The following is a 26,136-nucleotide window of genomic DNA, read 5'->3' as shown; positions in this document are numbered from 1 at the left end:
ATTCGAGCAACATAAATCCAATGACACGTGCGGGCCAGATTATGCCCGCGCGCTTATGGCTTCAAGGTACGCAGGAGATAAAGTTCATACAAGTGTTTAATCACCCGCCAATGCCCGGTGCGACGACTCGCCGCTGAGCGGTCGCTGACACGCGATCCAGACAAGGCGCAGCAACTGATACCCGCCCAGAATCATCATCGCAACGAAGAACAGCAAACTCCATTCCGGGATGCTCAGGTCGAACAGCGTCCAGGAAATTTCCGCGCAATCGGCGGTTCCTTGGAACATTCGCTGCACGACACACAGCCAGGGCGTACTGGCGAACAGATCGGCCAGATCAGGCGAACATGTCGATAACTGATGCACCGGATCGCTCTGCAACACCACCTGCCGCCACGCCGTGATGGTGCCCGCCAGACTGCAGAACAGACCCAGCAACCAATACAGGAAGGATCCAAAGCGTCCAGGTCCCTGCACCGAAGCCGCCAGGCAGACACCCGTCAGCAGTGCCAGGCAAACCCGCTGCAACAGGCACAACCCGCAAGGCTTGAGGCCGACCACATATTCCAGGTGATAGGAAACGCCCAAGGCCAGGGCACCTGCAATGAAAACCATGAAAAACAAGGAGCGTGAGCAGGCCAAAGACATGGCTTTTCCGTAACAGTAGAGACAGGCGGTTACGGTAGAGGAAAGCGCAGCAGCCTTTCAAGGCAGACCCCCACGGACACTTCACCAGAAGTGTAGGGAATTCCCGACAGTGTCGAGAGGATTTGATGTAGTCCTCTGTAGGACTTTGCCGGCGAAGGATGACAACGCTGAAACCGTGGCGGATTCGAAGCGATTCCCGCCCTTGTAGCAGCTGGCGCAGCCTGCGTTTGGCTGCGCAGGCTGCGCCAGCTGCTACAGCGGGAATCAGGCGTGAGCCGGCACCGGCAGCGGTGCCGCCAGCAAACGCTCATCCAGTAGACCCAAGCCCTCCTGGAACAGCTGATTACTGCGTTCGGTGTCACCCAGTTGCGCCAGCAACCGCGCCAGCTCGGCGCAGGCTTCAGGGTTGCGCTGCACGCGCAGGCTGCTCTCCAGATAATCCCGGGCCTTGCCCCACAGACTGCTTTGCAGGCACAAACGGCCCAACGTCAGCAGCAGGCTCGGGTCGGCGGGATGATCCTTGAGCCAACCCTCGGCGGTGTGCAGCTGCCTGGCCGGATCGCTGCCGCGAACCAGCCCATAAAGGCGTGCCAGATGGCTGTCGTATTTGCGCTTGAGGGCTGCACGCAGGACCTCCTCGGCCTCGACCTGTGCCCCTAGTTGCCGCAATTGCTCGGCATAGGCCAGCACCAGTTGCGGTTCCTGGCGCTGAGCGGCGGTGAGTTGCTGCCAGGCGCGATTGAGCGATTGCAAACCGACCGTTCCGTCCTCTTCCCGCTGCGCCGCCAACGAAAGATTTTCACCCCAGGCACGGCGCTCCAGCTCAGCCAGTTCGGCCGGTGGCAATACCTTGTCCTTGCGTAACTCCGGCAACAAGCGAATCACTGCCGACCAGTCGCCCCGCTGCTGAAGCAGGCGCTGCAACTGGCGCAAGGTCTGGACGTTATGAGGGTGACGCTCGTGCATGGCTTGCAGGGTTACCAGCGCGCCTTCAGTATCGCCGCGGTCAGTCTGCAACTGGGCATGGCTCAAGGCAATCGCCAGCTCGGCCTGGGGCTGCCGCTCGAGGGCGCGCTCCAGCAGATTGTCGCTTTCCTCGTAGTGACCTTGTTCGTTCGCGGCGCGGGCGGCACCGAGGTAGTAGAGCAGCGGCTGGCGCTCGGCTTCCGCTGCGCGATACAAATGACGCTGCGCACTGGCCCAGCGGCCCTCGGCCAAATCCAGCTGACCGTGTTCTATCGCCACTTGCACCCGCCGACTGCGATTGCGCCGGGACCATGGATTGACCACTCCACCGGAAGTCGTCACCAGCTCGATCAGCGCCTTGATGCCCCAGAACACCAGCCACAGCACGGCCACCAGGGCGAGGGTTGCCCACAGGCTCGATTCGTAACGGAAAGTTTTGTAGGCGATCAGCACGTAGCCGGAATGCTCGGCAATCGCCAGCCCCAGCGCGGCAGCCGCCGCAATGACCACGAAAACGATCACATAGAGGCGCTTCATGGCGCGGCCTCCTGTGTCGTGCTTGCGGCAGGTTTGGCCAGAGGTTTCACCGACTCCTCGGCGTTGATGTTACGACGCTCAAGATAGGCCTGAACCGTATTCAACGTGCCCGTCAGATCTGGCGTGACCACCGTGACTGGCTGCTTGCTCAACTCGGCCACCTGCTCCAGCATGACTTTGCTCTGAGGGTTGTCCGGATTGAAGTTGCTCTTGAGCACGTCCCGCGCCTCGGCCAACGCCTGGGTGTAAACCGCGGCCTGGCCATTGAGCGCGGCCCACTGTGCCTGCTCCAACGCCAGGCTCAGGGCCAGACGCACCTGGCTCAGGCTCTGCCCTGCCAGCAACGGCCGGACATTCTTGTCGGCGTTGAAATCGATGCGGATATAACGCGAGATCTGATCCCACCATTGCGCCCAGCGACTGGCGCCATCGCCATCAGCGGTCAGGCCCAGCAGGGATTCGCCTCGATCCTTGTACTCAGGTGCCAACTCGGTGAGGTTGATCACCTGATCGCGCAAGGCACCCAGTCGCAGGAACAACCCGGTGCGATCCGGCTGTTCGGTACTGCGCAGGGCCACCAGGGTTTTGGCCACTTGCTCGCGAGCAGCGAAAGCCCCGGGGTCGTTCTGTTCACGAAGAATTTCGTCGGCGCCTTGCACCAGGGCCTGGGCGCTGCTGATGTCCTGCAATGCCGACAGACGCAGGCTGGCCAGGCGCAGCAAGTGTTCGGCTTCGGCCAGACGCCAATCCTTGCGGCTCGCGCCGAGGACGGTTTCCAGACGTTGATTCAGACGTTGCTGATCGCCTTGGAGTTGAGTGACCAAACGACTGCGCGCGTCGAGTTCCTCGGCGGCCGGCATTTGCTCGAGACGAGCCGTCAGGCGTTGCTCGTTGAGCTTCAAGCTCTGGGCCTGATCATTCAGCGCCTGAACCTGACTCAACTGTTGCTGGTTATTGGCCTGCAGGTGACGCACCTGCCAGACTCCCCAACCGCCCACGGCAACACCGGCAGCGCCCAATAGTAGCGCGACGATTGCCAACCCATTGCCTCGGCGCTGCTCAACAGCAGGTGGCGCAGTTTCAACCGGTGCATCAGCCGGTGCATCAAGCACGGGCCGGACGTCATCTTTAGGCAAGGCTGTTTCGCTCACGTATCCATCCTTTGCATTAGAAAACGGGCACGGGGTGTTCCCGTAACGCCGCCAGCAAGGCCGCGGCACTGGCGCCACGACAATCCACAACTGTTTTAGCCCCGGCGGCACGTGCCAGCTCGGCGACCCTGGGGCTTGGAACAAACAACGGCAGCCGCACCATGCTCGGCCAGGCATCGCCAGCCAATCGGTGCAGGTGCTCAAAACCCTGTCCACTGCTGACCACCAGCCCGTTCAAGCGTTCCGCCTTGACCCGGTCTGGCAGCGTTGCCGACGGGTACTGCGGCAAACCGCGTCGGTACAACTCCAGATACTCGACACTAGCACCAAGCTCGCGTAAACGCTCAGCCAGCAGCTCACGCCCACCCTCCCCGCGCAGGATCAGCACTCGCGGATCGGGACCGGCGACAGCCTCGCGCAACGGCGCAAGTTCAAGCAAGGCTTCGCTGTCGTCGCCGTCGACCGGGAAGCTCACATCCAGCCCGTTATCCTCGAGAATCTGCGCCGTCGCCGCGCCCACGCTGAACCACTTCAGGCCCGGTGGCTGCGGCCAGTACTGGTTGAGCAGACTGACAGCGATTCTGGCGGCCGGCTTGCTGACCACGATCACCGCGCAATAGCTATCCAGGTTCTGAATCACTTCGCGCATTGTGTCAGAGGCAGGAATCGGCTCGATATCCAAAAGCGGCAAGCTGCTGCTGAAAACCCCCGCGTCGGCCAACACACGGGCTAGCGCCGCCGATTCATCCGCTGGGCGCGTCAGCAACAGGCGCCAGCCGGTCACTCGTGCCCTGCCTCGCCATAGACTGCTTTCAGAATGTCGGCGGCGCCCTGGCTCAGCAGGTCTTCGGCCACTTGCACACCCAATGCCTCGGCATCAGCCCGCGGCGCCCGGGCCTCGGCGCTGAGCAACAAACCGCCGCTAGGATCACCCACCAACCCACGCAACCAGATCTGCTCGCCTTCAAGCACGGCGTAGCAAGCGATTGGCACCTGGCAGCCGCCATTCAAATGTTTGTTGAGGGCACGTTCGGCGGTAACGCGAATGGCCGTGTCCTGGTGATGCAGCGGCGCCAGCAGTGCGTGGATTTCAGTGTCGACGCTACGGCATTCAATACCGACCGCGCCCTGGCCACCGGCCGGCAGACTGTCTTCGACGCTGATGGCCGACGTGATGCGGTCTTCGAAGCCCAAGCGAATCAAACCCGCCGCGGCGAGGATGATGGCGTCGTATTCGCCGGCATCGAGCTTGGCCAGGCGAGTGTTGACGTTGCCACGCAGAAAGCGGATTTCCAGGTCCGGGCGACGGGTCAGCAACTGCGCCTGGCGACGCAAGCTGGAGGTGCCGACGATGCTGCCTGGCGGCAACTCAGCCAGGCTAGCGTAGGTATTGGAGACAAAGGCATCGCGCGGGTCTTCGCGCTCGCAGATGCAGAACAGACCGAGGCCTTCGGGGAAGTCCATCGGCACGTCTTTCATGGAATGTACGGCGATGTCGGCTGCGTTTTCCAACAGCGCAGTTTCCAGCTCCTTGACAAACAGGCCCTTGCCGCCGATTTTCGACAGCGGCGAATCGAGCAGCTTGTCGCCGCGACTGACCATAGGCACCAGCGTCACGAGCAGGCCCGGATGGGCCTCTTCCAGACGAGCCTTGACGTATTCGGCCTGCCACAGGGCGAGAGCACTTTTGCGGGTGGCGATGCGGATTTCGCGAGAGGACATGGATCAATCCGTACTTGAATAGATACGGCAGATAATAACAGCTCAGCCAAATCCACTTTGACTTGTATCAGAAACTGCGTGGCCTCCCTGGCCCTTGATGTCCGGTAACAGGCTGCAAATCCGCCTTTAAAGCTGTTGCATCATTTTGCGCACGCCGGCCACATGGCGTCGGCTGACGATCAGGGCATCGCCGTTCAGGCCTTTGAGAAACAACTGGAAATGCCCCAGGGGCGTGCGTTGCAGCCGCTCGATGCGTTCGCGAGCCACCAGTGCATTGCGGTGGATCCGCACGAAACGGTCGCCAAATTCGTCTTCAAGGGCCTTGAGTGGTTCGTCGAGCAGCACTTCACCACCTTCATGACGCAAGGTGACGTACTTGTGGTCGGCGATGAAGTAGACCACCTGGCCCAACGGAATCAGCTCGATGCCTTTTCGGGTGCGGGCGCTGATGTGGCTGCGCGGGCCGCTACCGGTTTCGGCCGCCGGGCGAGTCAAGGCCGCGAGCTGGACACGATTGGGTCGCTCGGCTTTCTTTAATGCTTCATGTAACTGTTCTGTGCGCACTGGCTTCACCAGATAGCCCACGGCGCTAGCCTGCAGGGCTTCCACGGCAAATTCATCGGGCCCGGTGCAAAACACCACGGCGGGCGGGGTTTCGCGTTCGCACAATCGTGCAGCCACTTGCAGGCCATCGAGGCCCGGCATGCGAATATCGAGCAGCACGATATCCGGTTTGTGACTGTCGATCAGTGCCAACGCCTCTTCGCCGTTCGTGGCGCTGGGCTCCAGGACATTGTATCCCTCGAGTTCGCCGACCATTCGGCTCAGGCGCTCGCGGGCCAGGGGTTCGTCATCAACGATCAGGACATTCATATTGCGCTGGATTCCTGCGTGAGTCTCGCACAAGGATAGCGTAGACAGGTGAAGTGACGTCCGTCACCGCGATCCACGCTAAGACTAGCGCGAGGGCCAAAAAGTGCCGCGAGACCGGCGGCTAAATTTTTATCTGCCGCGTGACTGGCGGCCCAGGCCCGCACTGGCGAGGCATCGCCGTAGGGTTTGCTGATACACAATATGAACACCCCTCTTCTCTCTATAGTCAGCTGCAGCATCGAGAAGTGCGCTGATCCTCTGTCCAACTGTAGACGGTTGGCGGGACGATATTGCTCAATTGAGAAATATCGTTGCGCAATTTCCGCATCGCTTGCTTCGAGCAGGGGTGGCGCGATGAGAAAAAAACCTGTCGACCAGTGTCAGCGACAGGATTGGCAACCCTGTTATTATCCGCGTCAGCGTTTCACGCCATCTTTCTTCAAGCCGATACGAGCGAATTCATGAGCACTGACAAGACCAATCAGTCCTGGGGCGGCCGCTTCAGTGAACCCGTCGACGCCTTCGTCGCCCGCTTCACCGCCTCCGTCACCTTCGACCAGCGCCTGTATCGCCACGACATCATGGGCTCGATCGCCCACGCCAGCATGCTGGCCAAGGTCGGCGTGCTGACCGATGCCGAGCGCGACAGCATCATCGATGGCCTGAACACCATCCAGGGTGAAATCGAGGCCGGCCAGTTCGACTGGCGCATCGACCTTGAAGACGTGCACATGAACATCGAGGCGCGTCTGACCGACCGCATCGGCGTCACCGGTAAAAAGCTGCACACCGGCCGCAGCCGTAACGACCAGGTCGCTACCGACATCCGCCTGTGGCTGCGTGACGAGATCGACCTGATCCTGGGCGAAATAACCCGTCTGCAACAAGGCCTGCTGGAGCAGGCCGAGCGCGAAGCCGCCAGCATCATGCCGGGCTTCACCCACCTGCAAACCGCGCAGCCGGTGACCTTCGGGCATCACATGCTGGCCTGGTTCGAAATGCTCAGCCGCGACTACGAGCGCCTGGTGGACTGCCGCAAGCGCACCAACCGCATGCCGCTGGGCAGCGCCGCACTGGCCGGCACTACTTACCCGATCGATCGCGAGTACACCGCTCAACTGCTGGGCTTCGACGCGGTCGGCGGTAACTCCCTGGACAACGTGTCCGATCGCGACTTCGCCATCGAGTTCTGCTCGGCCGCGAGCATCGCGATGATGCACTTGTCGCGTTTCTCCGAAGAGCTGGTGCTATGGACCAGCGCACAGTTCCAGTTCATCGATCTGCCAGATCGTTTCTGCACCGGCAGCTCAATCATGCCGCAAAAGAAAAACCCGGACGTGCCAGAACTGGTTCGCGGCAAGACTGGCCGGGTATTCGGCGCGTTGATGGGCTTGCTGACCCTGATGAAAGGCCAGCCACTGGCCTACAACAAGGACAACCAGGAAGACAAGGAACCGCTGTTCGACGCCGCCGACACCCTGCGCGACTCGCTTCGCGCCTTCGCCGACATGATCCCGGCGATCAAGCCGAAACACGCGATGATGCGCGAAGCGGCCCTGCGGGGTTTCTCCACCGCCACCGACCTGGCTGACTATCTGGTACGCCGTGGCCTGCCGTTCCGTGATTGCCACGAAATCGTTGGCCACGCGGTGAAGTATGGCGTGGAAAGCGGCAAGGACCTGGCGGAAATGAGCCTGGAAGAACTGCGCAAGTTCAGCGATCAGATCGAGCAGGATGTATTTGCCGTGCTGACCCTGGAAGGCTCGGTGAATGCCCGTGACCATATCGGCGGGACTGCGCCGGCGCAGGTCAAGAAGGCTGTTGCTCGCGGTCAGGCGTTGCTCGCCAGCCGTTAAAAGCTTCGCGGGCAAGCCCGCTCCCACAAGGATCTCCGACGGGCCAAAATCTATGGCAGACAGAGAAACCTGTGGGAGCGGGCTTGCCCGCGATGACTGACTTCAGAGCACTACAAAACCTACTTTTTGGACGCGATCATCTCCAGAAACGCAGGCATCGCCGCGTCTTTATCCTTTGCGATCCGCTGCACATGCGGGGTCTGCCCCAGACGCTCCAGCAGCGCCCTGGCCGCCGGCATCTCGGCCAACAGGTCGATATCAAACAGCTTCTGCGCCACGGCACGCGCCATCGGCACGCTGTACAGAAAATACAAATCCGCAATGCTGAGACTGTCGCCCGATACGTAAGGGGCGAACTTGCCATGCCTGCCCAGCGAGGCGACCCCCAGCAGCAGCTCGGCCTTGGTCTTGTCCTTGATCGCCTCCGGCACAGACATGCCGAAAAACGCTTCGGGGTAGCAGGCGCGCGCCGGCAGTTCGATGTACAACTCGATTTCCTTGGCCAACGCCAGCGCCTGCGCTCGCTCGAAGGGCTCGCTGGACAGCAGCGGCGTGCCTTTCTGGCTCTGCTCGAGGTACTCGAGAATCACGCTGGTTTCGTTGATGAATCCTTGTTCGACGCCCAGCACCGGGACCTTTCCGCGCGGGCTGATGGCCAGTGCCTCGGGGCTGGCGCTTGGGTAAAACGGCACTTCTTCAAACGGCAGTCCCTTCTCCAGCAACGCCAGCTTGACCATGTTGTAGTAGTTGCTGACGCAAAATCCATAAAGCTTGAGCATTACATAGCCTCCAGGCCGTGCAAGGGGTTGGCAGCGCCAGTTATAGAACGCCCGGGCACTTCCTGCCAGCAGCATCACAGCGCTGAATGCAGGTAAACTGGCCGCCTTAACTTGAGGAGCCTGCCATGAGCGAGCCAACTGATATCGAGATCGACGAAGAAGAGTTCGCCGAAAACACCCTGATCGAAGCGATCGAGAACCAGATCGAAAGCGATAACCCGCCAGCGGCCAAGGCGACCTTCAACAAGCTGACCCTGGTGGGTTACGAGCGTGAGGAAATCCTCAACCTGATGGCCCACGTGCTGGCGGTGGAAATCGACGCGATCCTCGAAGAAGACCGCGCGTTCAACACCGAATGGTACGAAGCTGCGCTGCGCGCTCTGCCAGAGTTGCCGCCGGAAAAGAAATAAGCCAGCCCTGTCATGGGGCTCTTATGGCCAGGGGGTTTGCCTGTGGCGAGGGAGCTTGCTCCCGTTCGGCTGCGTAGCAGTCGCAAAGCTTTTGGGGCCGCTTCGCGACCCAACGGGAGCAAGCTCCCTCGCCACAGGCAAGCCCCCTCGCCACAAAAGCCCGCCTCCACATAGATTGTCACCAATCAGTACCGCCTTACCCCAGACGCTGACTAAACTGGAAACCACCCCAAGGCGAAAAAACCCTGTTACGAGCACTGGACATGCTGCGCGAGTGGGCTCACCTTAGGAGCGCTATCGTCCAATTCCTAGAAAGTCTGGAGTCCTTATGTCGCTTACCCCTGAGTTGGTTGCCGAACTGGAAATCCTCGCCCTCTTCAACCTGGACAGTTCCCAGGAAGGTTTGAAAATTCATCAGACCGCTGCCCCGAAAGCCATTGCCGCCGCCCAAAGACTGTTCGATAAAGAATTGATCACCCAGCCCGATGGCGGTTATCTGACCAGCCTGGGGCGTGACGCTGCACAAAATGTGCAAACCGTTCTAACCATTCTGTCCGTGCGCGAAACAGCCTGAGCCTCACCGCCTCGCCCACGGAAACCTCTGTCACGGGATTTCCGCGGGCACACTTGGTGCCCGCTGTCGCCGTGCGATAGAAACCTGACGCCAGAAATACAAAATCAGCTTAAAAGTCCCGGGGCCGAGGCGCTAAACTGCCCCTCATCCCGAGCCCTCCACGTCCGAGCCCCGCGAGCCGGATTGAGCTGACATGACCCGCACCCATGAAATCCGCCCCGATCTGGACGAGGGAATCGACCGAAAGGTTCTCAGCCAGCTGCGCGCCCGTTTTCTGAAGCTCAACGAGGGCCGCATGGCCCGTGCCATGGAAGGGTTGTCGACCCGCCAGCAAACGGTGCTGACCTTGCTGCCGCTGTTTTTCCACGTCAATCATCCGCTGTTGCCGGGTTACGTTTCGGGTAGCACCCCGGCCGGGCTGTCGAATTTCGAACCTGACGCCAACGCCCTTGCCGAAGCCCAGCGCCTGACCCGCTCGTTTTCCTACAAGCCGCGCCACGGCAGCAATCCGCCACGACCGATTCACGGCCTGTTCCTGATGGGCAGTCTCGGTACCTTGGCCCAGGCCGATCAGAGCGATATGGACGTCTGGGTCTGTCACGGGCCGGACTTGAGCGAAAGCGAGCTCACAGAACTGCGCAAGAAATGCCAGCTGCTTGAGACATGGGCCGCCAGCCAGGGTGCCGAGGCACATTTCTTCCTGATCGACCCTGCTCGCTTCGTGCTCGGCGAGCGCGATACCCAACTGAGTTCGGAAGACTGCGGCACCACCCAGCACTACCTGCTGCTGGACGAGTTCTACCGCACCGCGATCTGGCTGGCTGGCCGTACACCCATCTGGTGGCTGGTACCGGTTTATGAAGAGTCGGCGTACGACCGTTATACCCACACGCTGTTATCCAAGCGCTTCATCCGTGCCGACGAGACTCTGGACTTGGGGCATCTGGCGTACATCCCGCCCGGGGAATTCATCGGTGCCGGACTCTGGCAATTGTTCAAAGGCATCGAATCACCCTACAAATCAGTGCTCAAACTGCTGCTGACCGAGGTCTATGCCAGCGAACACCCCAAGGTCCACTGCCTGAGCCTGCGCTTCAAGCAGGCGGTATTTGCCAACCAACTGGACCTCGACGAACTGGATCCATACGTCGTGGTGTACCGGCGCATCGAGGAATACCTCACGGCCCGGGGCGAACCGGAACGCCTGGAGCTGGTACGCCGTGCGCTGTACTTGAAGGTCAACCGTAAGCTCACCGGCAGCAGTGGTCGCACCCAGAACTGGCAGCGTTCGTTGCTCGAACGCCTGGCCCATGAATGGCAGTGGGATCAGCGTCAGCTCGCATTGCTCGACAGCCGCAGCCAGTGGAAGGTCCGCCAGGTCAGCGCCGAACGCCGAGCCCTGGTCGGCGAACTGAATTACAGCTACCGCTTCCTGACGCAGTTTGCCCGCAACGAACAAACCGTCAGCCTGATCAACAAGCGCGACCTCAATGTGCTGGGCCGGCGGCTGTACGCGGCCTTCGAGCGCAAGGCCGACAAGGTCGAATTCATCAACCCGGGCATCGCCCCCGATCTGGCCGAAGACACCCTGACGCTGGTGCAGGCGCCAAACAAGAAAGAACCGGGGCAAACCCAATGGGGTTTGTACAACGGCAGCCTGGCCGCCCACGAATGGGAGCATTTCGCGCCGATCAAACGCAGCCGCCAGCTGCTGGAACTGCTCACCTGGTGCCACCGCAACGGCGTGATCGACAGCAGCACCCGCCTGGCCCTGCACCCCGGCACCAGCGACTTGAGCGAGTTCGAACTGTTCAACCTGCTCGGCAGCCTGCAACAAAGCATCGCCCTGCCCCTGACCACTGTCGCCGAAGAGCCTTTGCTGCGCGCCAGTGTGCCCAGCGAAGTGTTGATTCTGGTGAACGTCGGCATCGACCCGCTCAAGCACCATCGCGACCTGAACATCCTGATGACCACCGAGCGCACCGACTCGCTGAGTTACGCCGGCGTGCGAGAAAACCTGGTGCTGACCCTTGATCAGGTCACGCTCAATAGCTGGAACGAAGTGCTGGTCAGCCGCTTTGACGGTCCCCACGCCCTGCTCGACTGCCTGCGCGATTACCTCAGTACCCTGCCGGACGGGCCACAACAGCCCAAGCTGCGGGTGCGCTGTTTCTGCCACAACCGCGCCCAATTCATTGCCCGGCGGGTCGAAGAAATCCTCGACACCGCGCAGACCCTGCTGCTGAGCAAACTCAATCATCGTTACCTGATTCAGGTCCAGCAGCACTACCATGTGCTGGAGCTGGTGCCGGGCCAGGTCAATCACATTGCCCTCGCCACCCTGCCGGCGCTGTTCGATTACCTCGGCGAAGAACTGGCGAGCTACAGCCCGTTTCATCTGGACCCGATGGCACTGGAAGACCACGACCTGGCGCTGATCCTGCCCATGGGGCAACCCGACTGCGTTCAGGTGTTCTACCGGATCAACGAACACCAGGCCGATGTGTATGTTCTGGATGAATTCAATGCCCTGTGGCAGCAGCGTTTGCCTTATCACGACGAGCAAAGCCTGTTGGTGCCGCTGCAACGCTTCCTGCAATCGATCCAGTACCGGCGCGATGCCTTGCTGCCGATGGACGCCGCCCAGCCATTGAGTCTGGACACTTTGTATTACCAGTTGTTGCCTTCAGGTACCCCACGGGCGCGTCGAGTCGAAGCTCGGCCAGCACCGCAAAACCCGGTCGACAAACCGTTCTATGACGTACAAGCCATCATCGGCAAAGCCGCACCAGGGCAGGTGCAGGTCACGTTGTATTGCAATCAGCGGGAATTTTCCGAGCTGGAGTATGGCGACCAACTGTTCAGCGTGGTCGCCCGGGAAATCGTCGAGCAGCGCCGCAAGACCGAACGCTATCGCTGCTACATCACCGACCTGGACCTGTCGGGCCTGCTCGGTGATGGCCAGGGTTCAAGCCAGCTGTACCTGCGCTACAAGGCCGACCTGGAGCGCGCACTGAACGAAGCGCTCGAGCAGGTCTGAGGGGTTTATTCCGGAAAGTGGCCGCCCTCGGCCGGCTGCGATTCCACTTCCAGCAGGGTCAGTTTCAGCGTCTTGCCGCCCGGAGCCGGCCAGTCGATGTGCTGACCGACTTTCAAGCCCAGCAAAGCACTGCCCACCGGCGCCAGAATGGAAATCCGGCCTTCGTCGGCGTTGGCATCCTTGGGGTAAACCAGGGTCAGGTGATAGTCCTTGCCGCTGCTCTCTTCACGGCAATGCACACGGGAATTCATGGTCACGACATCGGCGGGCACTTCATCGTGACCGACCAGGGTATCGGCGCGATCCAGTTCGGTTTGCAGCGCGATAACGCCCGGCAGCGTGTCATCCAGGCTGTCGATCAGGCGCTCCAGACGTTGCACGTCCAGACGGGTAAGGGTGATGGAAGGTGCGGTCATGATCAGGGCAGACTCCTTTCTTCTGCACGAAAAAAGCAAAACCCCGCCAGAAAAAGGCGGGGTTTTCACGAGCCTCGATGGGTTGAGGCGTCTCTGGACACTATCACAGCTCAATAAATATACAAGTGAGGCCGCTGAACGCCCTCTTTAGGGTTGGCGAGTAACTTTGTGGCGAGGGAGCTTGCTCCCGCTGGGGCGCGTAGCGGCCCCGAAAAGTTCACGACTGCTGCGCAGCCGAACGGGAGCAAGCTCCCTCGCCACAAAAGCCCTTAAGCCAATACTTTGCGTTGTGCAGCCTGCGCACAAATCACCCGCCGCCGCTCATCATCCGCCGAGCGCCATTCGCGAATATCTTCGACATGACGGAAACACCCCAGACAAACCTTCTGCTCATCCAGCCGACACACGCCGCTGCACGGCGAAGGCACCGCCGGGCTGACATTGCTGTAAAGCGGTTTGGGCGGACGAACGGGGGCGGGCTGGGTCACGATCTCACAGACCTTCGAAATCGAGTTCGACGTCGGCTTGCTGCTTGACGATGCGTTCGAGCATTTCGCCCAGTTGCTCTTCGCTCTTGTCGCACATCCAGCGTTCGCTCTCTTCGTCGTAGTCGAAGTGGAAGCCGCCGGACACCGCCGCCAGCCACAGCTGACGCAGCGGCTCCTGGCGACTGAAGATCAGCGCGCTGCCGTTTTCGAACTTGACGGTGAGCACACCGGCCGAGCTCTCCAGATCGATATCCAGGTCAGACTCGTCAAAAATATCCTCCAGCGTCTGCTGGGTGGCATCGACCAGATCGTGGAAACGGGCTTCGGTCAAACTCATTGCGGGAACCTCAAAAAGTGTCTACTCACGCTCAAGCGCCGCAAGATACGGGCGAGCCCCGGTGATTGCAAAGGATAACGATCAAGCACCGATATAGGTACACCTGTGGGAGCGGGCTTGCCCGCGAAGGGGTCAGTACATTCAATATCTTTGTTGACTGAACCAACGCCTTCGCGGGCAAGCCCGCTCCCACAGGGATTGCACCTCGCCGGACAACATCCGGCGAAGGCCCGCCGGACGGGAGCCCCGTCGCATAGGCAAGCTGCCGGGTGGCCGGTATACTCCGGCGCAATTAACGCATTTTCAAGGATTTCGCCATGAAGCGCCTGATCTCTTCCCTTGCTGCGCTCGCTTCGCTCGTCGCTTTTGTCAGCTTATTATCGGCCTGCGGTCAAAAAGGCCCGCTGTACCTGCCTGATGAAAATCAGGACCCAGCAGAGCAAGCCAAATCGTCGCAGCAGACTCCGTCGAAAGCCCACAAGCACGACGTCTACTAAGGGAACGCTATGGACGCTTTTAACTACCGTGACGGTGAGCTGTTCGCGGAAGGGGTTGCCCTGTCCGCCATCGCCGAGCGCTTTGGTACACCGACCTACGTCTACTCCCGTGCCCACATCGAAGCCCAGTACCTGGCTTACGCCGATGCGCTGGCCGGCATGCCGCACCTGGTCTGCTTTGCGGTCAAGGCCAATTCCAACCTGGGTGTACTGAATGTCCTGGCGCGTTTGGGCGCCGGTTTCGACATCGTTTCCCGTGGCGAGCTGGAACGCGTGCTGGCCGCTGGCGGTACTGCTGACAAGATCGTGTTCTCCGGTGTCGGCAAGACCCGTGACGACATGCGTCGTGCGCTGGAAGTCGGCGTGCACTGCTTCAACGTCGAGTCCACCGATGAGCTCGAACGCCTGCAAGTAGTGGCCGCCGAGCTGGGCGTTCGCGCGCCGATCTCGCTGCGCGTGAACCCGGATGTCGACGCCGGCACCCACCCGTACATTTCCACGGGTCTTAAAGAGAACAAGTTCGGCATCGCCATCGCCGACGCCGAAGACGTATACATCCGTGCCGCGCAACTGCCTAACCTGGAAGTGGTCGGCGTCGATTGCCACATCGGTTCGCAACTGACCACCCTGCCGCCGTTCATCGACGCCCTTGACCGCCTGCTGGGCCTGGTCGACCGTCTCGGCGATTGCGGCATCTACCTGCGCCACATCGATCTCGGTGGCGGTTTGGGCGTGCGTTATCGCGATGAAGAGCCGCCATTGGCTGCCGACTACATCAAAGCCGTGCGCGAGCGTCTCGACGGTCGTGACCTGGCGCTGGTGTTCGAGCCGGGCCGTTTCATCGTCGCCAACGCCGGCGTGCTGCTGACCCAGGTCGAGTACCTCAAGCATACCGAGCACAAAGACTTCGCCATCGTCGACGCGGCCATGAACGACCTGATCCGCCCGGCGCTGTACCAAGCCTGGATGGACGTCACCGCCGTGCGCCCGCGCAACAGCGCCGCTCGCGCCTACGACATCGTCGGCCCGATCTGCGAAACCGGCGACTTCCTGGCCAAGGATCGTCAACTGGCCCTGGAAGAAGGCGATCTGCTGGCCGTGCATTCGGCCGGTGCCTATGGGTTTGTCATGAGTTCCAACTACAACACCCGTGGCCGCGCCGCTGAAGTGTTGGTGGACGGTGATCAGGCATTTGAAGTGCGTCGCCGTGAGACGGTAGCCGAGTTGTTTGCTGGCGAAAGCCTGCTGCCGGAGTAAAACCATGCTGCTGCGTTTTACCAAGATGCACGGCCTGGGCAACGATTTCATGGTCCTCGACCTGGTCAGCCAGCACGCGCACATCCTGCCCAAGCACGCCAAGCAATGGGGCGATCGGCACACCGGCATCGGCTTCGACCAGTTGCTGATCGTTGAGGCGCCCAGCAACCCGGACGTGGATTTCCGCTATCGGATCTTCAACGCCGACGGCTCCGAAGTGGAACAGTGCGGCAACGGTGCGCGCTGCTTCGCCCGCTTCGTACTCGACAAGCGCCTGACCGCCAAGCGGCTGATTCGCGTAGAGACCAAAAGCGGCATCATCGAACTGGACATCCGCAACGATGGCCAGATCAGCGTCAACATGGGCGCCCCGCGCCTGGTGCCGGCCGAGATTCCATTCGACGCCCCGAGCCAGGCCCTGAGCTATCAGGTCGACGTCGACGGCACCATGGTCGAACTGGCCGCGGTGTCCATGGGCAACCCCCATGCCGTGTTGCGGGTCAGCGACATCAACAACGCACCGGTGCATGAACTGGGGCCGAAAATCGAACATCACCCGCGCTTCCCGGCGCGGGTCAATGTCGGTTTTCTCCAGGTCATCGACCGGAGCCGTGCGCAGTTGCGCGTCTGGGAACGCGGGGCCGGGGAAACCCAGGCATGCGGAACCGGCGCCTGTGCTGCCGCAGTGGCCGCGATCAGCCAGGGGTGGATGGATTCGCCGCTATTGATCGACCTGCCCGGCGGGCGTCTGTCCATTGAATGGGCAGGCCCTGGCCAACCGGTCATGATGACCGGCCCGGCAGTGCGCGTATACGAAGGACAAGTGCGTCTTTGAGTGAGCCAAATCCATGACCGACAAGCCCCAGGTTCCCGCCCTACAGCCCGACGAATCTCCTTCCGAAAGCCTTGAGGCGGCGGCGATTGCCGCGTACCTGGAGGCTCATCCGGATTTCTTCATCGAGCACGAAGAACTACTCCCGGCCCTGCGAATTCCGCACCAGCGCGGCGACACCATTTCGCTGGTCGAACGCCAGATGACGATTCTGCGCGACCGCAACATCGAGTTGCGTCATCGCCTCTCGCACTTGATGGACGTGGCCCGCGACAACGATCGACTCTTTGACAAGACCCGCCGCCTGATCCTCGCGCTGATGGACGCCACCAGCCTGGAAGATGTGGTGATCAGCGTTGAAGACAGCCTGCGCCAAGACTTCCAGGTACCCTTCGTCAGCCTGATCCTGCTGGGCGACAACCCGATGCCGGTGGGTCGTTGGGTGACGCATGCCGAGGCGCAAACGGCCATCGGCGGCTTGCTCTCGGAAGACAAAAGCGTCAGCGGCAGCCTGCGTGAGCATGAACTGGACTTCCTGTTCGGTGAAGAACAGCGCAAGCAGATCGGCTCCACCGCCGTCGTCGCCATCAGCCATCAGGGCATCCATGGCGTCCTGGCCATCGCCAGCCGCGATCCGCAGCACTACAAGAGCTCGGTGGGCACGCTGTTTTTGAGTTACATCGCCGAAGTCATGGGCCGCGTGCTGCCACGGGTCAACAACTCCCTGCGCTCGGTACGCTGACCATGGAACGACAACTGGACGCTTACTGCGAACACCTGCGCAGTGAGCGGCAGGTGTCGCCGCACACACTGTACGCCTACCGCCGCGACCTCGATAAAGTGCTGGGCTGGTGCGAAAAACAGAACATCAGCAGTTGGGCCGCGCTGGACATCCAGCGCCTGCGCAGCCTGATCGCGCGCCTGCACTCCCAAGGTCAATCGTCCCGCAGTCTGGCGCGGTTGCTGTCGGCGGTGCGTGGGCTCTATCACTATCTGAACCGCGAAGGACTGTGCGACCACGATCCGGCCAATGGCCTGGCGCCGCCCAAGGGCGAACGTCGCCTGCCGAAAACCCTCGACACTGACCGCGCGCTGCAACTGCTTGAGGGGGCCGTAGAGGATGATTTTCTGGCGCGTCGGGATCAGGCGATTCTGGAACTGTTCTATTCCTCCGGCTTGCGCCTTTCCGAACTGACCGGGCTCAATCTCGATCAGCTGGATCTGGCTGACGGCATGGTCCAGGTGCTCGGCAAGGGCAGCAAGACTCGACTGTTGCCAGTGGGCAAAAAGGCTCGCGAAGCACTGGAACTGTGGCTGCCACTGCGAGCCATGACCAACCCGGCGGACGACGCAGTGTTTGTCAGCCAGCAAGGCCGGCGCCTCGGCCCTCGGGCGATCCAGGTACGGGTCAAGGCTGCCGGCGAGCGCGAACTGGGGCAGAACCTGCACCCGCACATGTTGCGACATTCCTTCGCCAGCCATTTGCTGGAGTCCTCTCAGGACTTGCGGGCGGTGCAGGAACTGCTCGGCCACTCAGACATCAAGACCACCCAGATCTATACCCACCTGGACTTCCAGCACCTGGCGACGGTCTATGACAGTGCCCATCCACGGGCCAAACGCATTAAAGGCGATGATTCATGACCATCCAATTGATCACCTTCGACCTCGACGACACCCTGTGGGACACCGCCCCGGTGATCGCCAGCGCCGAAGTCGTATTGCGTGAATGGCTGACCGAGCAAGCACCGAGCCTTGGCGCAGTGCCGGTGGAACACCTGTGGTCGATTCGCGAGCGAGTGCTGAGCCACGAACCGAGCCTCAAGCACCGTATCAGTGCCTTGCGTCGGCGGGTGTTGTTCCATGCACTGGAAGAAGCTGGTTATGGACATGCTGAAGCATCCGACCTGGCCGATCAGGGTTTCGAAGTGTTTCTGCATGCGCGGCATCAGTTGGAGATCTTCCCGGAGGTGCAACCGACCCTGGAAATTCTGGCCAATCACTATGCGCTTGGCGTGGTCACCAACGGCAATGCCGATGTGCGTCGATTGGGGCTGGCGGATTACTTCAAGTTTGCCCTGTGCGCCGAAGACATCGGCATCGCCAAGCCCGATGCGCGACTGTTTCATGAAGCGCTGCAGCGGGGCGGCGCGACCGCCGAAACAGCGGTGCATATTGGCGACCATCCCGGCGATGACATTGCCGGCGCCCAGCAGGCGGGGTTGCGTGCGATCTGGTTTAACCCGGCGGGCAAGGTGTGGGAAGCCGAGAAGGCGCCAGATGCCGAGATTCGTAGCCTGAACGAGTTGCCGGGGTTGTTGGCGCGGTGGAATTCGGTTTCCGCCTGACACATAACCTGTGGGAGCGGCGGTGCGACGATTCGACTTGCCCGCGATAGCGGCGTGTCAAACGACATCAATTTCGAATGTGATGTCCCCATCGCGGGCAAGCCCGCTCCCACAGGGATCACCGTAAACTTTGATTTTTTATCCTCACCCATGAAAAAGCCCGCAGCGACGGCGGGCTTTTTCAGCAAGCAAGAAGCAGGCGCTTAGATAGGCCGGCTGCCGTACTTGTTATCAGGCTTCTTGGGAGGATCGGCGACCACATTGGCCTCCACTTCCTGCACCTTGCCGCCCCGTGCCAGAAACTCTTCCATGGCCTTGGCCAGGGCATCGCGTTCCTTGTTCTTGGCTTCGACGCTCGGCAGCTCATCGACCGATACCGCAGCCTTGACCTTGCCTTTGGCAGTCGGAACGGGCACATCACCGCTGTCGTCTTCAGCGACGTCTTCTGCCGCCGCTTCAAGGCCTTCTTCGGTTTCGTCTTCGTCGCCTACTTCGAGGTCGTCGTTTTCCAGATCATCGTCGCTCATGTTCTACCTCATGACTTGCGAAAAGCAAATTAGTTATAGCCCAGCTTTGCTGTCTGTCGACGGCTGCCGGAAAAAAATCAACTACCACTGGTAACCAGCGGTTTTCATGCCCCTTCACCGTGCACGGTGGCGAGGACTTTACGGGCACCGCCGTGATCACGGTGCTCTCCCAGATAAACACCTTGCCAGATCCCCAACGCCAGTCGGCCTGCCGAGATCGGCAAACTGAGCTGACAGCCAAGTACGCTGGCCTTGAAGTGCGCCGGGAGGTCGTCCAGGCCTTCGTCGTTATGCTCATAGCCGTCTGTTCCTTGTGGGATCAGACGATTGAAAAATCGTTCGAAGTCGCGACGTACCGCCGGATCGGCGTTCTCGTTGATGGTCAACGACGCCGAGGTATGCTGTAGCCACAAATGCAACAGACCGACCCGACACGCCTTGAGTTCAGGCAAGCCAGCGAGTAATTCATCCGTTACCAGATGAAAGCCCCGGGGCCGTGCTCGCAAGGTGATCAGAGTCTGTTGCCACATACTGTTCTCCGCACGTTCGGGGCGCATTCTAGCGCGCTCTGGAAAAAAACAAAGGCCCTAATATTCCTTCAATCGTGTAAGCCATTGGCCGCAGAAAAACGCCCGTCGTAAACGGGACTGAACGTGTATGAAAAAACCTTTCAGCCCTTCCTTCACTGACAAATCCCGGACAAAAAAATGCCCGGCAAGCCGGGCAAATTTTTCATGCGCGTGCTTACAAGTTGTAGCCGCGTTCGTTGTGAAGCGCCAGATCGATGCCGACAGCTTCTTCTTCCTCGTTAATACGCAGACCCATGACGGCGTCCAGGACCTTGAGGATGATGAACGTGACGATCGCGGTGTAGATCACCGTGAAGCCCACGCCTTTGCACTGAATCCAGACTTGTGCACCGATGTCGGTCACGGTGCCGAAGCCACCAAGGGCCGGTGCCGCGAACACACCGGTCAGGATTGCGCCGAGAATACCGCCGATGCCGTGCACGCCGAAGGCATCCAGGGAATCGTCATAACCGAGTTTGCGTTTCAGGGTGGTGGCGCAGAAGAAGCACACCACGCCCGCCGCCAGACCGATCACCAGAGCGCCCATCGGGCCCACGGTGCCTGCCGCCGGAGTGATTGCAACCAGACCGGCCACCACACCCGAAGCGATACCCAGTGCGCTTGGTTTGCCGTGGGTGATCCACTCGGCAAACATCCAGCCCAGCGCCGCAGCAGCGGTGGCGATCTGGGTGACCAGCATCGCCATGCCGGCAGTGCCGTTGGCGGCGGCAGCGGAACCGGCGTTGAAGCCGAACCAGCCGAACCACAGCATCGCGGCGCCCATCAGGGTGTAGCCGAGGTTGTGCGGGGCCATCGGGGTGGTCGGGAAACCTTTACGCTTGCCCAACACCAGGCAGGCAATCAGACCGGCCACACCGGCGTTGATGTGCACCACGGTGCCGCCAGCGAAATCGAGCACGCCCCAGTCCCACATCAGGCCGCCGTTACCGGACCAGACCATGTGCGCGATCGGTGCATAAACCAGGGTGAACCAGATGCCCATGAAGATCAGCATGGCGGAGAACTTCATCCGCTCGGCGAACGCACCGACGATCAACGCTGGAGTGATGATGGCGAAAGTCATCTGGAAGGTAATGAAGACCGCCTCGGGGAACAGCGCCGCGGGGCCGGTCAGGCTCGAAGGCGTGACACCGGCGAGGAACGCCTTGCCCATGCCGCCGAAGAACGAGTTGAAGTTGACGACGCCCTGCTCCATGCCGGTGGTGTCGAACGCAATGCTATAGCCATAAATGACCCACAGAATGCTGATCAGACCGGTAATGGCGAAGCACTGCATCATCACGGAAAGAATGTTTTTCGAGCGAACCATGCCGCCGTAGAACAGCGCGAGACCGGGAATGGTCATGAACAGCACAAGGGCTGTCGAGGTCATCATCCAGGCGGTATCGCCGGAGTTGAGGACTGGGGCCGCCACTTCGTCTGCCGCCATGGCCAGGCCGGGCATTACGAGGGACAACAGGGCTCCTAGCCCTGCGATTTTACGCAGAGTCATATTGTTTTCTCCTGGGGCGTTGGGTTTGTGGCGGCTTAGATTGCGTCGGTATCGGTTTCGCCGGTACGGATGCGAATCGCCTGTTCCAGATTGACCACGAAGATCTTGCCGTCACCGATCTTGCCGGTGTTGGCAGCCTTGGTTATCGCCTCGATAACCCGGTCCAGATCCTTGTCGTCAATGGCGACATCGATCTTCACCTTGGGCAGAAAATCGACCACGTACTCCGCGCCGCGATACAGCTCGGTGTGACCCTTCTGCCGACCAAAGCCTTTGACCTCAGTAACGGTAATGCCCTGCACGCCGATCTCGGACAGCGACTCGCGCACGTCGTCCAGTTTGAACGGCTTGATGATGGCAGTGACTAGCTTCATGAAAACTCTCTCCCGAATTGGTGGACTTGCCCCAGGAAAACAAACCCGACTCAAGTCTAAGCGCAGTGCCTGGCTTTGTAACGCATCGTTCGGCCTTACCTGCCCGTCCGACGCCAGCTAACCACTCCGCACGAAACTTCCCCCGTTCCGCTTGGCGCACTGCATTCGTCACAGCGACTGCATCAGTGCATGGGTCACCAGCGACTAAGCAGAAAGCTTGCCATCTATCCAAAACCCATTGATTTCAATGTCTTGGCCGCTGACCAAGAGCCTTCCGCCCGATTAAGGCAACCGTTACGCACAACAACAGTGCGCGGCTGCCCACTCGACTGCGCGAAAAGCGTGCATCGCAGCTGCCGAGATTGACTATAGACACTGCGTGGTACACTGCCCGCCATTGTTGACAGGAACATTCCCCATGCTCGCGCCCAAAGACTTCCTCGACGCCCTGAGCGGCACCGCCTCCCGCCTCTTCAGCGGCGACACCCCGCTGCCGAAAAGCGAAATCGAAAGCCAGTTCAAGGCTTTGTTGCAGAGCGGCTTCAGCAAGCTGGATCTGGTGAGCCGGGAAGAATTCGACAGCCAGATGGTCGTGCTGGCACGCACCCGGGCACGATTGGAGAGCCTGGAGGCGAAAGTGGCGGAGCTGGAAGCGAAGCTCAATCCACCTGCCGAGTAACGCACCAACCCTCTGTGAAATGCGATCCCCTGTGGGAGCGGGCTTGCCCGCGAATGGGGTCGCCTCGGTCTACCAGCCATCCACACTGGACAGACCACCCCTGTAGGAGCTGCCGAAGGCTGCGATCTTTTGATCTTTAAGCCCTCAATAACCCCGGCAACGTCCTACAAGAAAACCACCGCCGTCCGATTGCGCCGCAAAGCCCCGGTTCCTAAGCTCACCCAATGCTGAATGTTCAGCACTGGGTTTGGCGACCTGGATACCCCCGATGCAGCACGACACATTCGGACAGGGAAATTTCCCGTCTTGATTTATGGCGGCTGTGCATGGGAGACCTTCGGGTCTGCCGGAATTCGGGTGTCGCCGGTTCGCCAACCCACGCACAGCTGCCACCCTTTTCGTTTGGCGACGATCAGAGGCAGTTTTTCTCCACTCGACCCCGAGAACTGCACCATGGACGAAAACTATCTAACCCCCCACATCTTCACCCGCCACAAACTCCACCTCCACGCCCTCCTCCTGGAAAACCAACCCTGGTTCAGCGCCCGAGACCTTGGCCGACTGCTACGTCTCTTCCTCGACGAACGAGCGCTACGCAAACTCGATCCCGACCAACACCAAACCGTACAAATGCTCATCCACGGAGCCATCGAAAACACTCTGCTGATCAGCGAATCCGGCGTCTACGCGTTACTGATCTACCACTACTGCCCCGAATACCGAGGCCTGCGCGAATGGCTGACCCACGACGTAGTACCAGCCCTCAGAGACGCCCAACAACCCACCTCAACCGAACGCCCGATACTGAGCCTGCTGAATTGGCCGCAGATGTCATTGAGTTTGCTGCACTGGAATAACCAGCCGTGGATTCGGTTGCAGGATGTTCCGCAGATCCTGCCAGATCGAGAACAGCCACAGCATTCGGTCAATGCGCCGTGGTGGAAACGTGCGTCGCGAATACTTCAGGCATTCTGAACGACAAAAAAACCCCACGTTCGTAGCGTGGGGTTCGTTCAGGAGCAGAGGATCAAGCACAGTGCGGAAGACGCTCAACCTGATCCCGGATCGCAGCCCCTCGTTCGATCTCGGCTTTTCGCAAATCGTATGTCGATTGCAGGTTCAGCCAAAACTCGGGAGTCGTGTCCAGGCAGATAGATAGCCTTAGAGCCATATCGGCACTGACACCTCGACGCTGAAGCACGATGTCGTTCACCGTAGGCGTCGAAACGCTCAACGCTCTGGCCAAGGCCGCAGCCGTAAGGCTCAGAGGCTCCAGGTATTCCTCTTTAAGGATCTCGCCAGGATGAACCGGGCGCATACCATTCTTAGTCATTACTCACCTCAGTGATAATCGACGATTTCGACATTCTCTGGCCCGTTAAGACCCCAAACAAAGCAAATTCGCCATTGAGCGTTGATGCGGATGCTGTGCTGACCTTTTCGATCTCCTTCCAGCGCCTCCAATCGATTGCCTGGTGGTGATCGAAGGTCCATCAGCACGGCAGCAGCATCAAGCATCGTCAGCTTTCGTTCCACGACACTCAGAATGGCTGACCACATACGGGTCTTTCCGTTGCGAAACAGGTACTCGGTCTCAGAACACTTAAAGCTAACGATCATAATTTAAAGCTTAACGTTATGCATTAATCTTGAGTGTATAACCTGAATTCACTAATGCAAACGCGGTGTTGCGATTCTTGGCCCCCTCTCAAAACTTTAGGAAAAGGACTACCTGAGTCCTTCAGAAGGCTTTCGAAATCCAGCCGAGTCCTACAAAAACAAGCGCCAATTCCCATTGCATCAAAACCGTGTCTACCTCTTAAGCTAACTGCCCCCAAAAAAAACCAATCTACGAATCCAAAAGGTCGCTATGAAATCTAAAAAACAAAAAGCCAAACTGTTACTCGTCGCTGAATATCATGCTGAGGCACTCCGGTTAGCCGGGAGCGTATCGGCCAATCAACGCCGCTTTTTGGATGTCGCCGCTGCTCAGGGCAAAGAACTTGAACCGAGTGGCTGGCTTGCAGGCACGAGCCTGACGAAGCTCCCGAATTAGCTCACCAACACTCGCAACATCCTGCGAAAGTTTCCTTCCCTTGCCGCCACGCTAAACCCTCACTCCCCGGCTACCCTTCAAAAAACCGCAGGAAGCGGTTCCCGTACAGCTCAAGGAACGACCATGTCCCTCTCCATCGTCCACAGCCGCGCCCAGGTCGGTGTGGAAGCGCCCGCCGTCACCGTAGAAGTCCATCTGGCCAACGGCTTGCCGTCGCTGACCATGGTCGGGCTGCCCGAAGCCGCCGTGAAGGAAAGCAAGGACCGAGTACGCAGCGCGATCATCAATTCAGGGCTGCAGTTTCCAGCGCGACGCATCACCTTAAATCTCGCCCCTGCCGATCTGCCAAAGGACGGCGGGCGGTTCGATCTGGCAATTGCCTTGGGGATTCTGTCGGCCAGCGTGCAGGTGCCGACATTGACGCTGGATGATGTGGAGTGCCTGGGAGAGCTGGCGCTGTCGGGCGCGGTGCGGGCGGTTCGTGGGGTGTTGCCGGCAGCGCTGGCGGCGCGCAAGGCCGGGCGCACGCTGGTGGTGCCGCGGGCGAATGCCGAGGAGGCCTGCCTGGCGTCGGGGTTGAAGGTGATTGCGGTGGATCATTTGCTGGAAGCGGTCGCGCATTTCAATGGCCACACGCCCATCCCCCCTACGCGTCCAATGGCTTGCTCTACGCCAGCAAACCCTATCCCGATCTGAATGAAGTGCAGGGGCAACTTGCCGCCAAGCGTGCGTTGCTGATTGCGGCGGCAGGGGCTCATAACTTGCTGTTCAGCGGACCGCCGGGGACGGGGAAAACGTTGTTGGCGAGTCGTCTGCCAGGGCTATTACCGCCATTGGCCGAGAGTGAAGCGCTGGAAGTCGCGGCGATTCAATCGGTCGCCAGTTGTGTGCCGTTGAGTCATTGGCCACAGCGCCCCTTCCGACAGCCACACCACTCCGCTTCAGGCCCGGCGCTGGTAGGCGGCGGCTCAAAACCGCAACCGGGCGAGATCACCCTCGCCCACCACGGAGTGCTGTTCCTCGATGAACTCCCGGAATTTGATCGCAAGGTATTGGAGGTGTTGAGAGAGCCACTGGAATCCGGCCACATCGTGATTTCCCGTGCCAAGGACCGCGTACGCTTCCCGGCACGCTTTCAACTGGTCGCGGCGATGAATCCTTGCCCCTGTGGATATCTTGGCGAGCCCAGTGGTAAATGCAGTTGTACACCGGACATGGTCCAGCGTTACCGCAACAAACTGTCTGGACCACTGCTGGACCGCATCGACCTGCATTTGACCGTAGCCCGGGAAAGCACGGCGCTGAACCCGATCAAGGCCGGTGACGACACGGCCAGCGCTTCTGCCCTGGTTGCCCAGGCCCGGGAGCGTCAGCAACAGCGTCAGGGCTGCGCCAACGCCTTTCTCGACCTGCCAGGGCTACGCCAGCATTGCGCGTTATCCAAAGCAGATGAAGGCTGGCTGGAAAGCGCCTGCGAGCGACTAACCCTTTCGCTTCGTGCTGCTCACCGCCTACTGAAAGTCGCCCGCACCCTGGCGGATCTGGAACAAGTAGACGCTATCAGTCGCAGCCACGTCGCCGAAGCACTGCAATATCGGCCATCAGCCCCCAGCTAGAGACGCAACAGGTTGGCATCGAATGCACCCGTTCGTCCCAGGCGCCTTGCCGCGCGCCTGGTTTTTCGCCC

29 protein-coding genes and 1 pseudogene are annotated in these 26,136 nt (G+C 60.3%); 14 read left to right on the top strand and 16 right to left on the bottom strand.

Features of this window, described 5'->3' with window-relative positions; genetic code table 11:
* Positions 1 to 96: 96 nt before the first annotated feature.
* From AB7M26_RS06590 to AB7M26_RS06565, 6 genes are all read right to left on the bottom strand, one after another.
* Positions 97 to 648, bottom strand: coding sequence for a disulfide bond formation protein B (locus AB7M26_RS06590; RefSeq protein ID WP_123500455.1), 552 nt, complete (start codon positions 646 to 648; stop codon positions 97 to 99).
* Positions 649 to 912: 264 nt separating this feature from the next.
* Complete coding sequence (locus AB7M26_RS06585) at positions 913 to 2,151, bottom strand: heme biosynthesis protein HemY (protein ID WP_123500457.1); 1,239 nt, start codon at positions 2,149 to 2,151, stop codon at positions 913 to 915.
* Complete coding sequence (locus AB7M26_RS06580) at positions 2,148 to 3,302, bottom strand: uroporphyrinogen-III C-methyltransferase (protein ID WP_429388408.1); 1,155 nt, start codon at positions 3,300 to 3,302, stop codon at positions 2,148 to 2,150. The genes AB7M26_RS06585 and AB7M26_RS06580 overlap by 4 nt, the downstream gene beginning before the upstream one ends.
* A 16-nt stretch (positions 3,303 to 3,318) precedes the next feature.
* Positions 3,319 to 4,086 (bottom strand): uroporphyrinogen-III synthase, encoded by a 768-nt coding sequence (locus AB7M26_RS06575; RefSeq protein ID WP_429388405.1) that lies wholly within the window; start codon positions 4,084 to 4,086, stop codon positions 3,319 to 3,321.
* Positions 4,083 to 5,024: a hydroxymethylbilane synthase gene (gene hemC / locus AB7M26_RS06570; protein ID WP_123500462.1), complete on the bottom strand. Its 942-nt coding sequence runs from the start codon at positions 5,022 to 5,024 to the stop codon at positions 4,083 to 4,085. Before hemC ends, AB7M26_RS06575 begins: the two co-directional genes overlap by 4 nt.
* 126 nt (positions 5,025 to 5,150) lie before the next feature.
* The gene (locus AB7M26_RS06565; RefSeq protein ID WP_007899317.1) at positions 5,151 to 5,897 is read right to left on the bottom strand and encodes a LytR/AlgR family response regulator transcription factor; all 747 of its coding nucleotides are present in this window, start codon (positions 5,895 to 5,897) and stop codon (positions 5,151 to 5,153) included.
* A 461-nt stretch (positions 5,898 to 6,358) separates the two neighbouring features.
* Here AB7M26_RS06565 and argH point away from each other — a divergent pair, with 461 nt between their 5' ends.
* Positions 6,359 to 7,753 (top strand): argininosuccinate lyase, encoded by a 1,395-nt coding sequence (gene argH, locus AB7M26_RS06560; RefSeq protein WP_123500464.1) that lies wholly within the window; start codon positions 6,359 to 6,361, stop codon positions 7,751 to 7,753.
* A 119-nt stretch (positions 7,754 to 7,872) separates the two neighbouring features.
* Here argH and AB7M26_RS06555 read toward each other — a convergent pair whose 3' ends face one another.
* Positions 7,873 to 8,532, bottom strand: coding sequence for a glutathione S-transferase family protein (locus tag AB7M26_RS06555; protein ID WP_429388401.1), 660 nt, complete (start codon positions 8,530 to 8,532; stop codon positions 7,873 to 7,875).
* Positions 8,533 to 8,657: 125 nt separating this feature from the next.
* Here AB7M26_RS06555 and AB7M26_RS06550 point away from each other — a divergent pair, with 125 nt between their 5' ends.
* The 3 genes from AB7M26_RS06550 (at position 8,658) to AB7M26_RS06540 (ending at position 12,556) form a co-directional block, all read left to right on the top strand.
* A complete protein-coding gene (locus tag AB7M26_RS06550) occupies positions 8,658 to 8,942 on the top strand; it encodes a hypothetical protein (RefSeq protein ID WP_123500468.1) in 285 nt (94 codons plus the stop codon).
* Between the two features lie 328 nt (positions 8,943 to 9,270).
* Positions 9,271 to 9,516 carry a TIGR02647 family protein gene (locus AB7M26_RS06545; RefSeq protein ID WP_007894898.1) on the top strand — a complete coding sequence of 82 codons (246 nt, stop codon included), beginning with the start codon at positions 9,271 to 9,273 and terminating at the stop codon, positions 9,514 to 9,516.
* A 193-nt stretch (positions 9,517 to 9,709) separates the two neighbouring features.
* Positions 9,710 to 12,556 carry a class I adenylate cyclase gene (locus tag AB7M26_RS06540; RefSeq protein ID WP_429375864.1) on the top strand — a complete coding sequence of 949 codons (2,847 nt, stop codon included), beginning with the start codon at positions 9,710 to 9,712 and terminating at the stop codon, positions 12,554 to 12,556.
* A 5-nt stretch (positions 12,557 to 12,561) separates the two neighbouring features.
* Here AB7M26_RS06540 and rnk read toward each other — a convergent pair whose 3' ends face one another.
* The 3 genes from rnk to cyaY form a co-directional block, all read right to left on the bottom strand.
* A complete protein-coding gene (gene rnk, locus AB7M26_RS06535) occupies positions 12,562 to 12,972 on the bottom strand; it encodes a nucleoside diphosphate kinase regulator (protein ID WP_123500472.1) in 411 nt (136 codons plus the stop codon).
* Between the two features lie 269 nt (positions 12,973 to 13,241).
* Positions 13,242 to 13,460 (bottom strand): DUF1289 domain-containing protein, encoded by a 219-nt coding sequence (locus tag AB7M26_RS06530; protein WP_253417645.1) that lies wholly within the window; start codon positions 13,458 to 13,460, stop codon positions 13,242 to 13,244.
* 4 nt (positions 13,461 to 13,464) lie between these two features.
* Positions 13,465 to 13,797 (bottom strand): iron donor protein CyaY, encoded by a 333-nt coding sequence (gene cyaY / locus AB7M26_RS06525; protein WP_429375863.1) that lies wholly within the window; start codon positions 13,795 to 13,797, stop codon positions 13,465 to 13,467.
* A 317-nt stretch (positions 13,798 to 14,114) separates the two neighbouring features.
* On the opposite strand from cyaY, the gene lptM reads away from it, so the two are divergent.
* Genes lptM through AB7M26_RS06495 form a run of 6 tightly spaced genes read left to right on the top strand, consistent with a single transcriptional unit; the run spans position 14,115 to position 18,731 of the window.
* Positions 14,115 to 14,294: an LPS translocon maturation chaperone LptM gene (lptM, locus tag AB7M26_RS06520; protein WP_063342161.1), complete on the top strand. Its 180-nt coding sequence runs from the start codon at positions 14,115 to 14,117 to the stop codon at positions 14,292 to 14,294.
* A gap of 9 nt (positions 14,295 to 14,303) precedes the next feature.
* The gene (lysA, locus tag AB7M26_RS06515; protein WP_038980781.1) at positions 14,304 to 15,551 is read left to right on the top strand and encodes a diaminopimelate decarboxylase; all 1,248 of its coding nucleotides are present in this window, start codon (positions 14,304 to 14,306) and stop codon (positions 15,549 to 15,551) included.
* Between the two features lie 4 nt (positions 15,552 to 15,555).
* Positions 15,556 to 16,386, top strand: a complete 831-nt coding sequence (gene dapF, locus AB7M26_RS06510; RefSeq protein WP_123500474.1) for a diaminopimelate epimerase — start codon at positions 15,556 to 15,558, stop codon at positions 16,384 to 16,386.
* A 13-nt stretch (positions 16,387 to 16,399) separates the two neighbouring features.
* Positions 16,400 to 17,125, top strand: coding sequence for a DUF484 family protein (locus AB7M26_RS06505; protein ID WP_123500476.1), 726 nt, complete (start codon positions 16,400 to 16,402; stop codon positions 17,123 to 17,125).
* 2 nt (positions 17,126 to 17,127) lie between these two features.
* Positions 17,128 to 18,027, top strand: a complete 900-nt coding sequence (gene xerC / locus AB7M26_RS06500) for a tyrosine recombinase XerC (protein ID WP_123500478.1) — start codon at positions 17,128 to 17,130, stop codon at positions 18,025 to 18,027.
* Positions 18,024 to 18,731, top strand: coding sequence for an HAD family hydrolase (locus tag AB7M26_RS06495; protein ID WP_123500480.1), 708 nt, complete (start codon positions 18,024 to 18,026; stop codon positions 18,729 to 18,731). The genes xerC and AB7M26_RS06495 overlap by 4 nt, the downstream gene beginning before the upstream one ends.
* A 203-nt stretch (positions 18,732 to 18,934) precedes the next feature.
* Here AB7M26_RS06495 and sutA read toward each other — a convergent pair whose 3' ends face one another.
* From sutA to glnK, 4 genes are all read right to left on the bottom strand, one after another.
* Complete coding sequence (sutA, locus tag AB7M26_RS06490) at positions 18,935 to 19,258, bottom strand: transcriptional regulator SutA (protein ID WP_123500482.1); 324 nt, start codon at positions 19,256 to 19,258, stop codon at positions 18,935 to 18,937.
* Between the two features lie 104 nt (positions 19,259 to 19,362).
* The gene (locus tag AB7M26_RS06485; RefSeq protein WP_123500484.1) at positions 19,363 to 19,788 is read right to left on the bottom strand and encodes a secondary thiamine-phosphate synthase enzyme YjbQ; all 426 of its coding nucleotides are present in this window, start codon (positions 19,786 to 19,788) and stop codon (positions 19,363 to 19,365) included.
* Between the two features lie 214 nt (positions 19,789 to 20,002).
* Positions 20,003 to 21,340 carry an ammonium transporter gene (locus AB7M26_RS06480; RefSeq protein ID WP_123500486.1) on the bottom strand — a complete coding sequence of 446 codons (1,338 nt, stop codon included), beginning with the start codon at positions 21,338 to 21,340 and terminating at the stop codon, positions 20,003 to 20,005.
* A gap of 35 nt (positions 21,341 to 21,375) precedes the next feature.
* The gene (gene glnK / locus AB7M26_RS06475) at positions 21,376 to 21,714 is read right to left on the bottom strand and encodes a P-II family nitrogen regulator (RefSeq protein ID WP_002555808.1); all 339 of its coding nucleotides are present in this window, start codon (positions 21,712 to 21,714) and stop codon (positions 21,376 to 21,378) included.
* A 418-nt stretch (positions 21,715 to 22,132) separates the two neighbouring features.
* On the opposite strand from glnK, the gene AB7M26_RS06470 reads away from it, so the two are divergent.
* The gene (locus AB7M26_RS06470; RefSeq protein WP_008076132.1) at positions 22,133 to 22,393 is read left to right on the top strand and encodes an accessory factor UbiK family protein; all 261 of its coding nucleotides are present in this window, start codon (positions 22,133 to 22,135) and stop codon (positions 22,391 to 22,393) included.
* Between the two features lie 453 nt (positions 22,394 to 22,846).
* On the top strand, positions 22,847 to 23,368 hold the full coding sequence (locus tag AB7M26_RS06465; protein WP_123499514.1) for a BRO-N domain-containing protein: 522 nt from the start codon (positions 22,847 to 22,849) through the stop codon (positions 23,366 to 23,368).
* Positions 23,369 to 23,420: 52 nt separating this feature from the next.
* On the opposite strand, the gene AB7M26_RS06460 is transcribed toward AB7M26_RS06465, so the two are convergent.
* Positions 23,421 to 23,726: a HigA family addiction module antitoxin gene (locus AB7M26_RS06460; RefSeq protein ID WP_030129123.1), complete on the bottom strand. Its 306-nt coding sequence runs from the start codon at positions 23,724 to 23,726 to the stop codon at positions 23,421 to 23,423.
* Between the two features lie 8 nt (positions 23,727 to 23,734).
* Positions 23,735 to 24,013: a type II toxin-antitoxin system RelE/ParE family toxin gene (locus AB7M26_RS06455; protein WP_123499512.1), complete on the bottom strand. Its 279-nt coding sequence runs from the start codon at positions 24,011 to 24,013 to the stop codon at positions 23,735 to 23,737.
* Positions 24,014 to 24,263: 250 nt separating this feature from the next.
* On the opposite strand from AB7M26_RS06455, the gene AB7M26_RS06450 reads away from it, so the two are divergent.
* Together AB7M26_RS06450 and AB7M26_RS06445 are read left to right on the top strand one after the other, a co-directional pair.
* On the top strand, positions 24,264 to 24,449 hold the full coding sequence (locus AB7M26_RS06450) for a hypothetical protein (RefSeq protein WP_123499510.1): 186 nt from the start codon (positions 24,264 to 24,266) through the stop codon (positions 24,447 to 24,449).
* Positions 24,450 to 24,572: 123 nt separating this feature from the next.
* Positions 24,573 to 26,065, top strand: a pseudogene (locus AB7M26_RS06445) (YifB family Mg chelatase-like AAA ATPase).
* Positions 26,066 to 26,136: the final 71 nt, after the last annotated feature.

The sequence above is a fragment of the Pseudomonas sp. F-14 TE3482 genome, assembly GCF_053629455.1.
The sequence above is the reverse complement of the archived record's forward strand: the minus strand, read 5'-3'. Positions and strand labels throughout refer to the sequence as shown.

Coding starts and splice junctions, on each gene's coding strand:
- AB7M26_RS06590 (WP_123500455.1), bottom strand. CDS start 648: ATGTCTTTGGCCTGCTCACGCTCCTTGTTTTTCATGGTTTTCATTGCA.
- AB7M26_RS06585 (WP_123500457.1), bottom strand. CDS start 2,151: ATGAAGCGCCTCTATGTGATCGTTTTCGTGGTCATTGCGGCGGCTGCC.
- hemC (WP_123500462.1), bottom strand. CDS start 5,024: ATGTCCTCTCGCGAAATCCGCATCGCCACCCGCAAAAGTGCTCTCGCC.
- AB7M26_RS06565 (WP_007899317.1), bottom strand. CDS start 5,897: ATGAATGTCCTGATCGTTGATGACGAACCCCTGGCCCGCGAGCGCCTG.
- argH (WP_123500464.1), top strand. CDS start 6,359: ATGAGCACTGACAAGACCAATCAGTCCTGGGGCGGCCGCTTCAGTGAA.
- AB7M26_RS06555 (WP_429388401.1), bottom strand. CDS start 8,532: ATGCTCAAGCTTTATGGATTTTGCGTCAGCAACTACTACAACATGGTC.
- AB7M26_RS06550 (WP_123500468.1), top strand. CDS start 8,658: ATGAGCGAGCCAACTGATATCGAGATCGACGAAGAAGAGTTCGCCGAA.
- AB7M26_RS06545 (WP_007894898.1), top strand. CDS start 9,271: ATGTCGCTTACCCCTGAGTTGGTTGCCGAACTGGAAATCCTCGCCCTC.
- AB7M26_RS06540 (WP_429375864.1), top strand. CDS start 9,710: ATGACCCGCACCCATGAAATCCGCCCCGATCTGGACGAGGGAATCGAC.
- rnk (WP_123500472.1), bottom strand. CDS start 12,972: ATGACCGCACCTTCCATCACCCTTACCCGTCTGGACGTGCAACGTCTG.
- cyaY (WP_429375863.1), bottom strand. CDS start 13,797: ATGAGTTTGACCGAAGCCCGTTTCCACGATCTGGTCGATGCCACCCAG.
- lptM (WP_063342161.1), top strand. CDS start 14,115: ATGAAGCGCCTGATCTCTTCCCTTGCTGCGCTCGCTTCGCTCGTCGCT.
- lysA (WP_038980781.1), top strand. CDS start 14,304: ATGGACGCTTTTAACTACCGTGACGGTGAGCTGTTCGCGGAAGGGGTT.
- dapF (WP_123500474.1), top strand. CDS start 15,556: ATGCTGCTGCGTTTTACCAAGATGCACGGCCTGGGCAACGATTTCATG.
- AB7M26_RS06505 (WP_123500476.1), top strand. CDS start 16,400: ATGACCGACAAGCCCCAGGTTCCCGCCCTACAGCCCGACGAATCTCCT.
- xerC (WP_123500478.1), top strand. CDS start 17,128: ATGGAACGACAACTGGACGCTTACTGCGAACACCTGCGCAGTGAGCGG.
- AB7M26_RS06495 (WP_123500480.1), top strand. CDS start 18,024: ATGACCATCCAATTGATCACCTTCGACCTCGACGACACCCTGTGGGAC.
- sutA (WP_123500482.1), bottom strand. CDS start 19,258: ATGAGCGACGATGATCTGGAAAACGACGACCTCGAAGTAGGCGACGAA.
- AB7M26_RS06485 (WP_123500484.1), bottom strand. CDS start 19,788: ATGTGGCAACAGACTCTGATCACCTTGCGAGCACGGCCCCGGGGCTTT.
- AB7M26_RS06480 (WP_123500486.1), bottom strand. CDS start 21,340: ATGACTCTGCGTAAAATCGCAGGGCTAGGAGCCCTGTTGTCCCTCGTA.
- glnK (WP_002555808.1), bottom strand. CDS start 21,714: ATGAAGCTAGTCACTGCCATCATCAAGCCGTTCAAACTGGACGACGTG.
- AB7M26_RS06470 (WP_008076132.1), top strand. CDS start 22,133: ATGCTCGCGCCCAAAGACTTCCTCGACGCCCTGAGCGGCACCGCCTCC.
- AB7M26_RS06465 (WP_123499514.1), top strand. CDS start 22,847: ATGGACGAAAACTATCTAACCCCCCACATCTTCACCCGCCACAAACTC.
- AB7M26_RS06460 (WP_030129123.1), bottom strand. CDS start 23,726: ATGACTAAGAATGGTATGCGCCCGGTTCATCCTGGCGAGATCCTTAAA.
- AB7M26_RS06455 (WP_123499512.1), bottom strand. CDS start 24,013: ATGATCGTTAGCTTTAAGTGTTCTGAGACCGAGTACCTGTTTCGCAAC.
- AB7M26_RS06450 (WP_123499510.1), top strand. CDS start 24,264: ATGAAATCTAAAAAACAAAAAGCCAAACTGTTACTCGTCGCTGAATAT.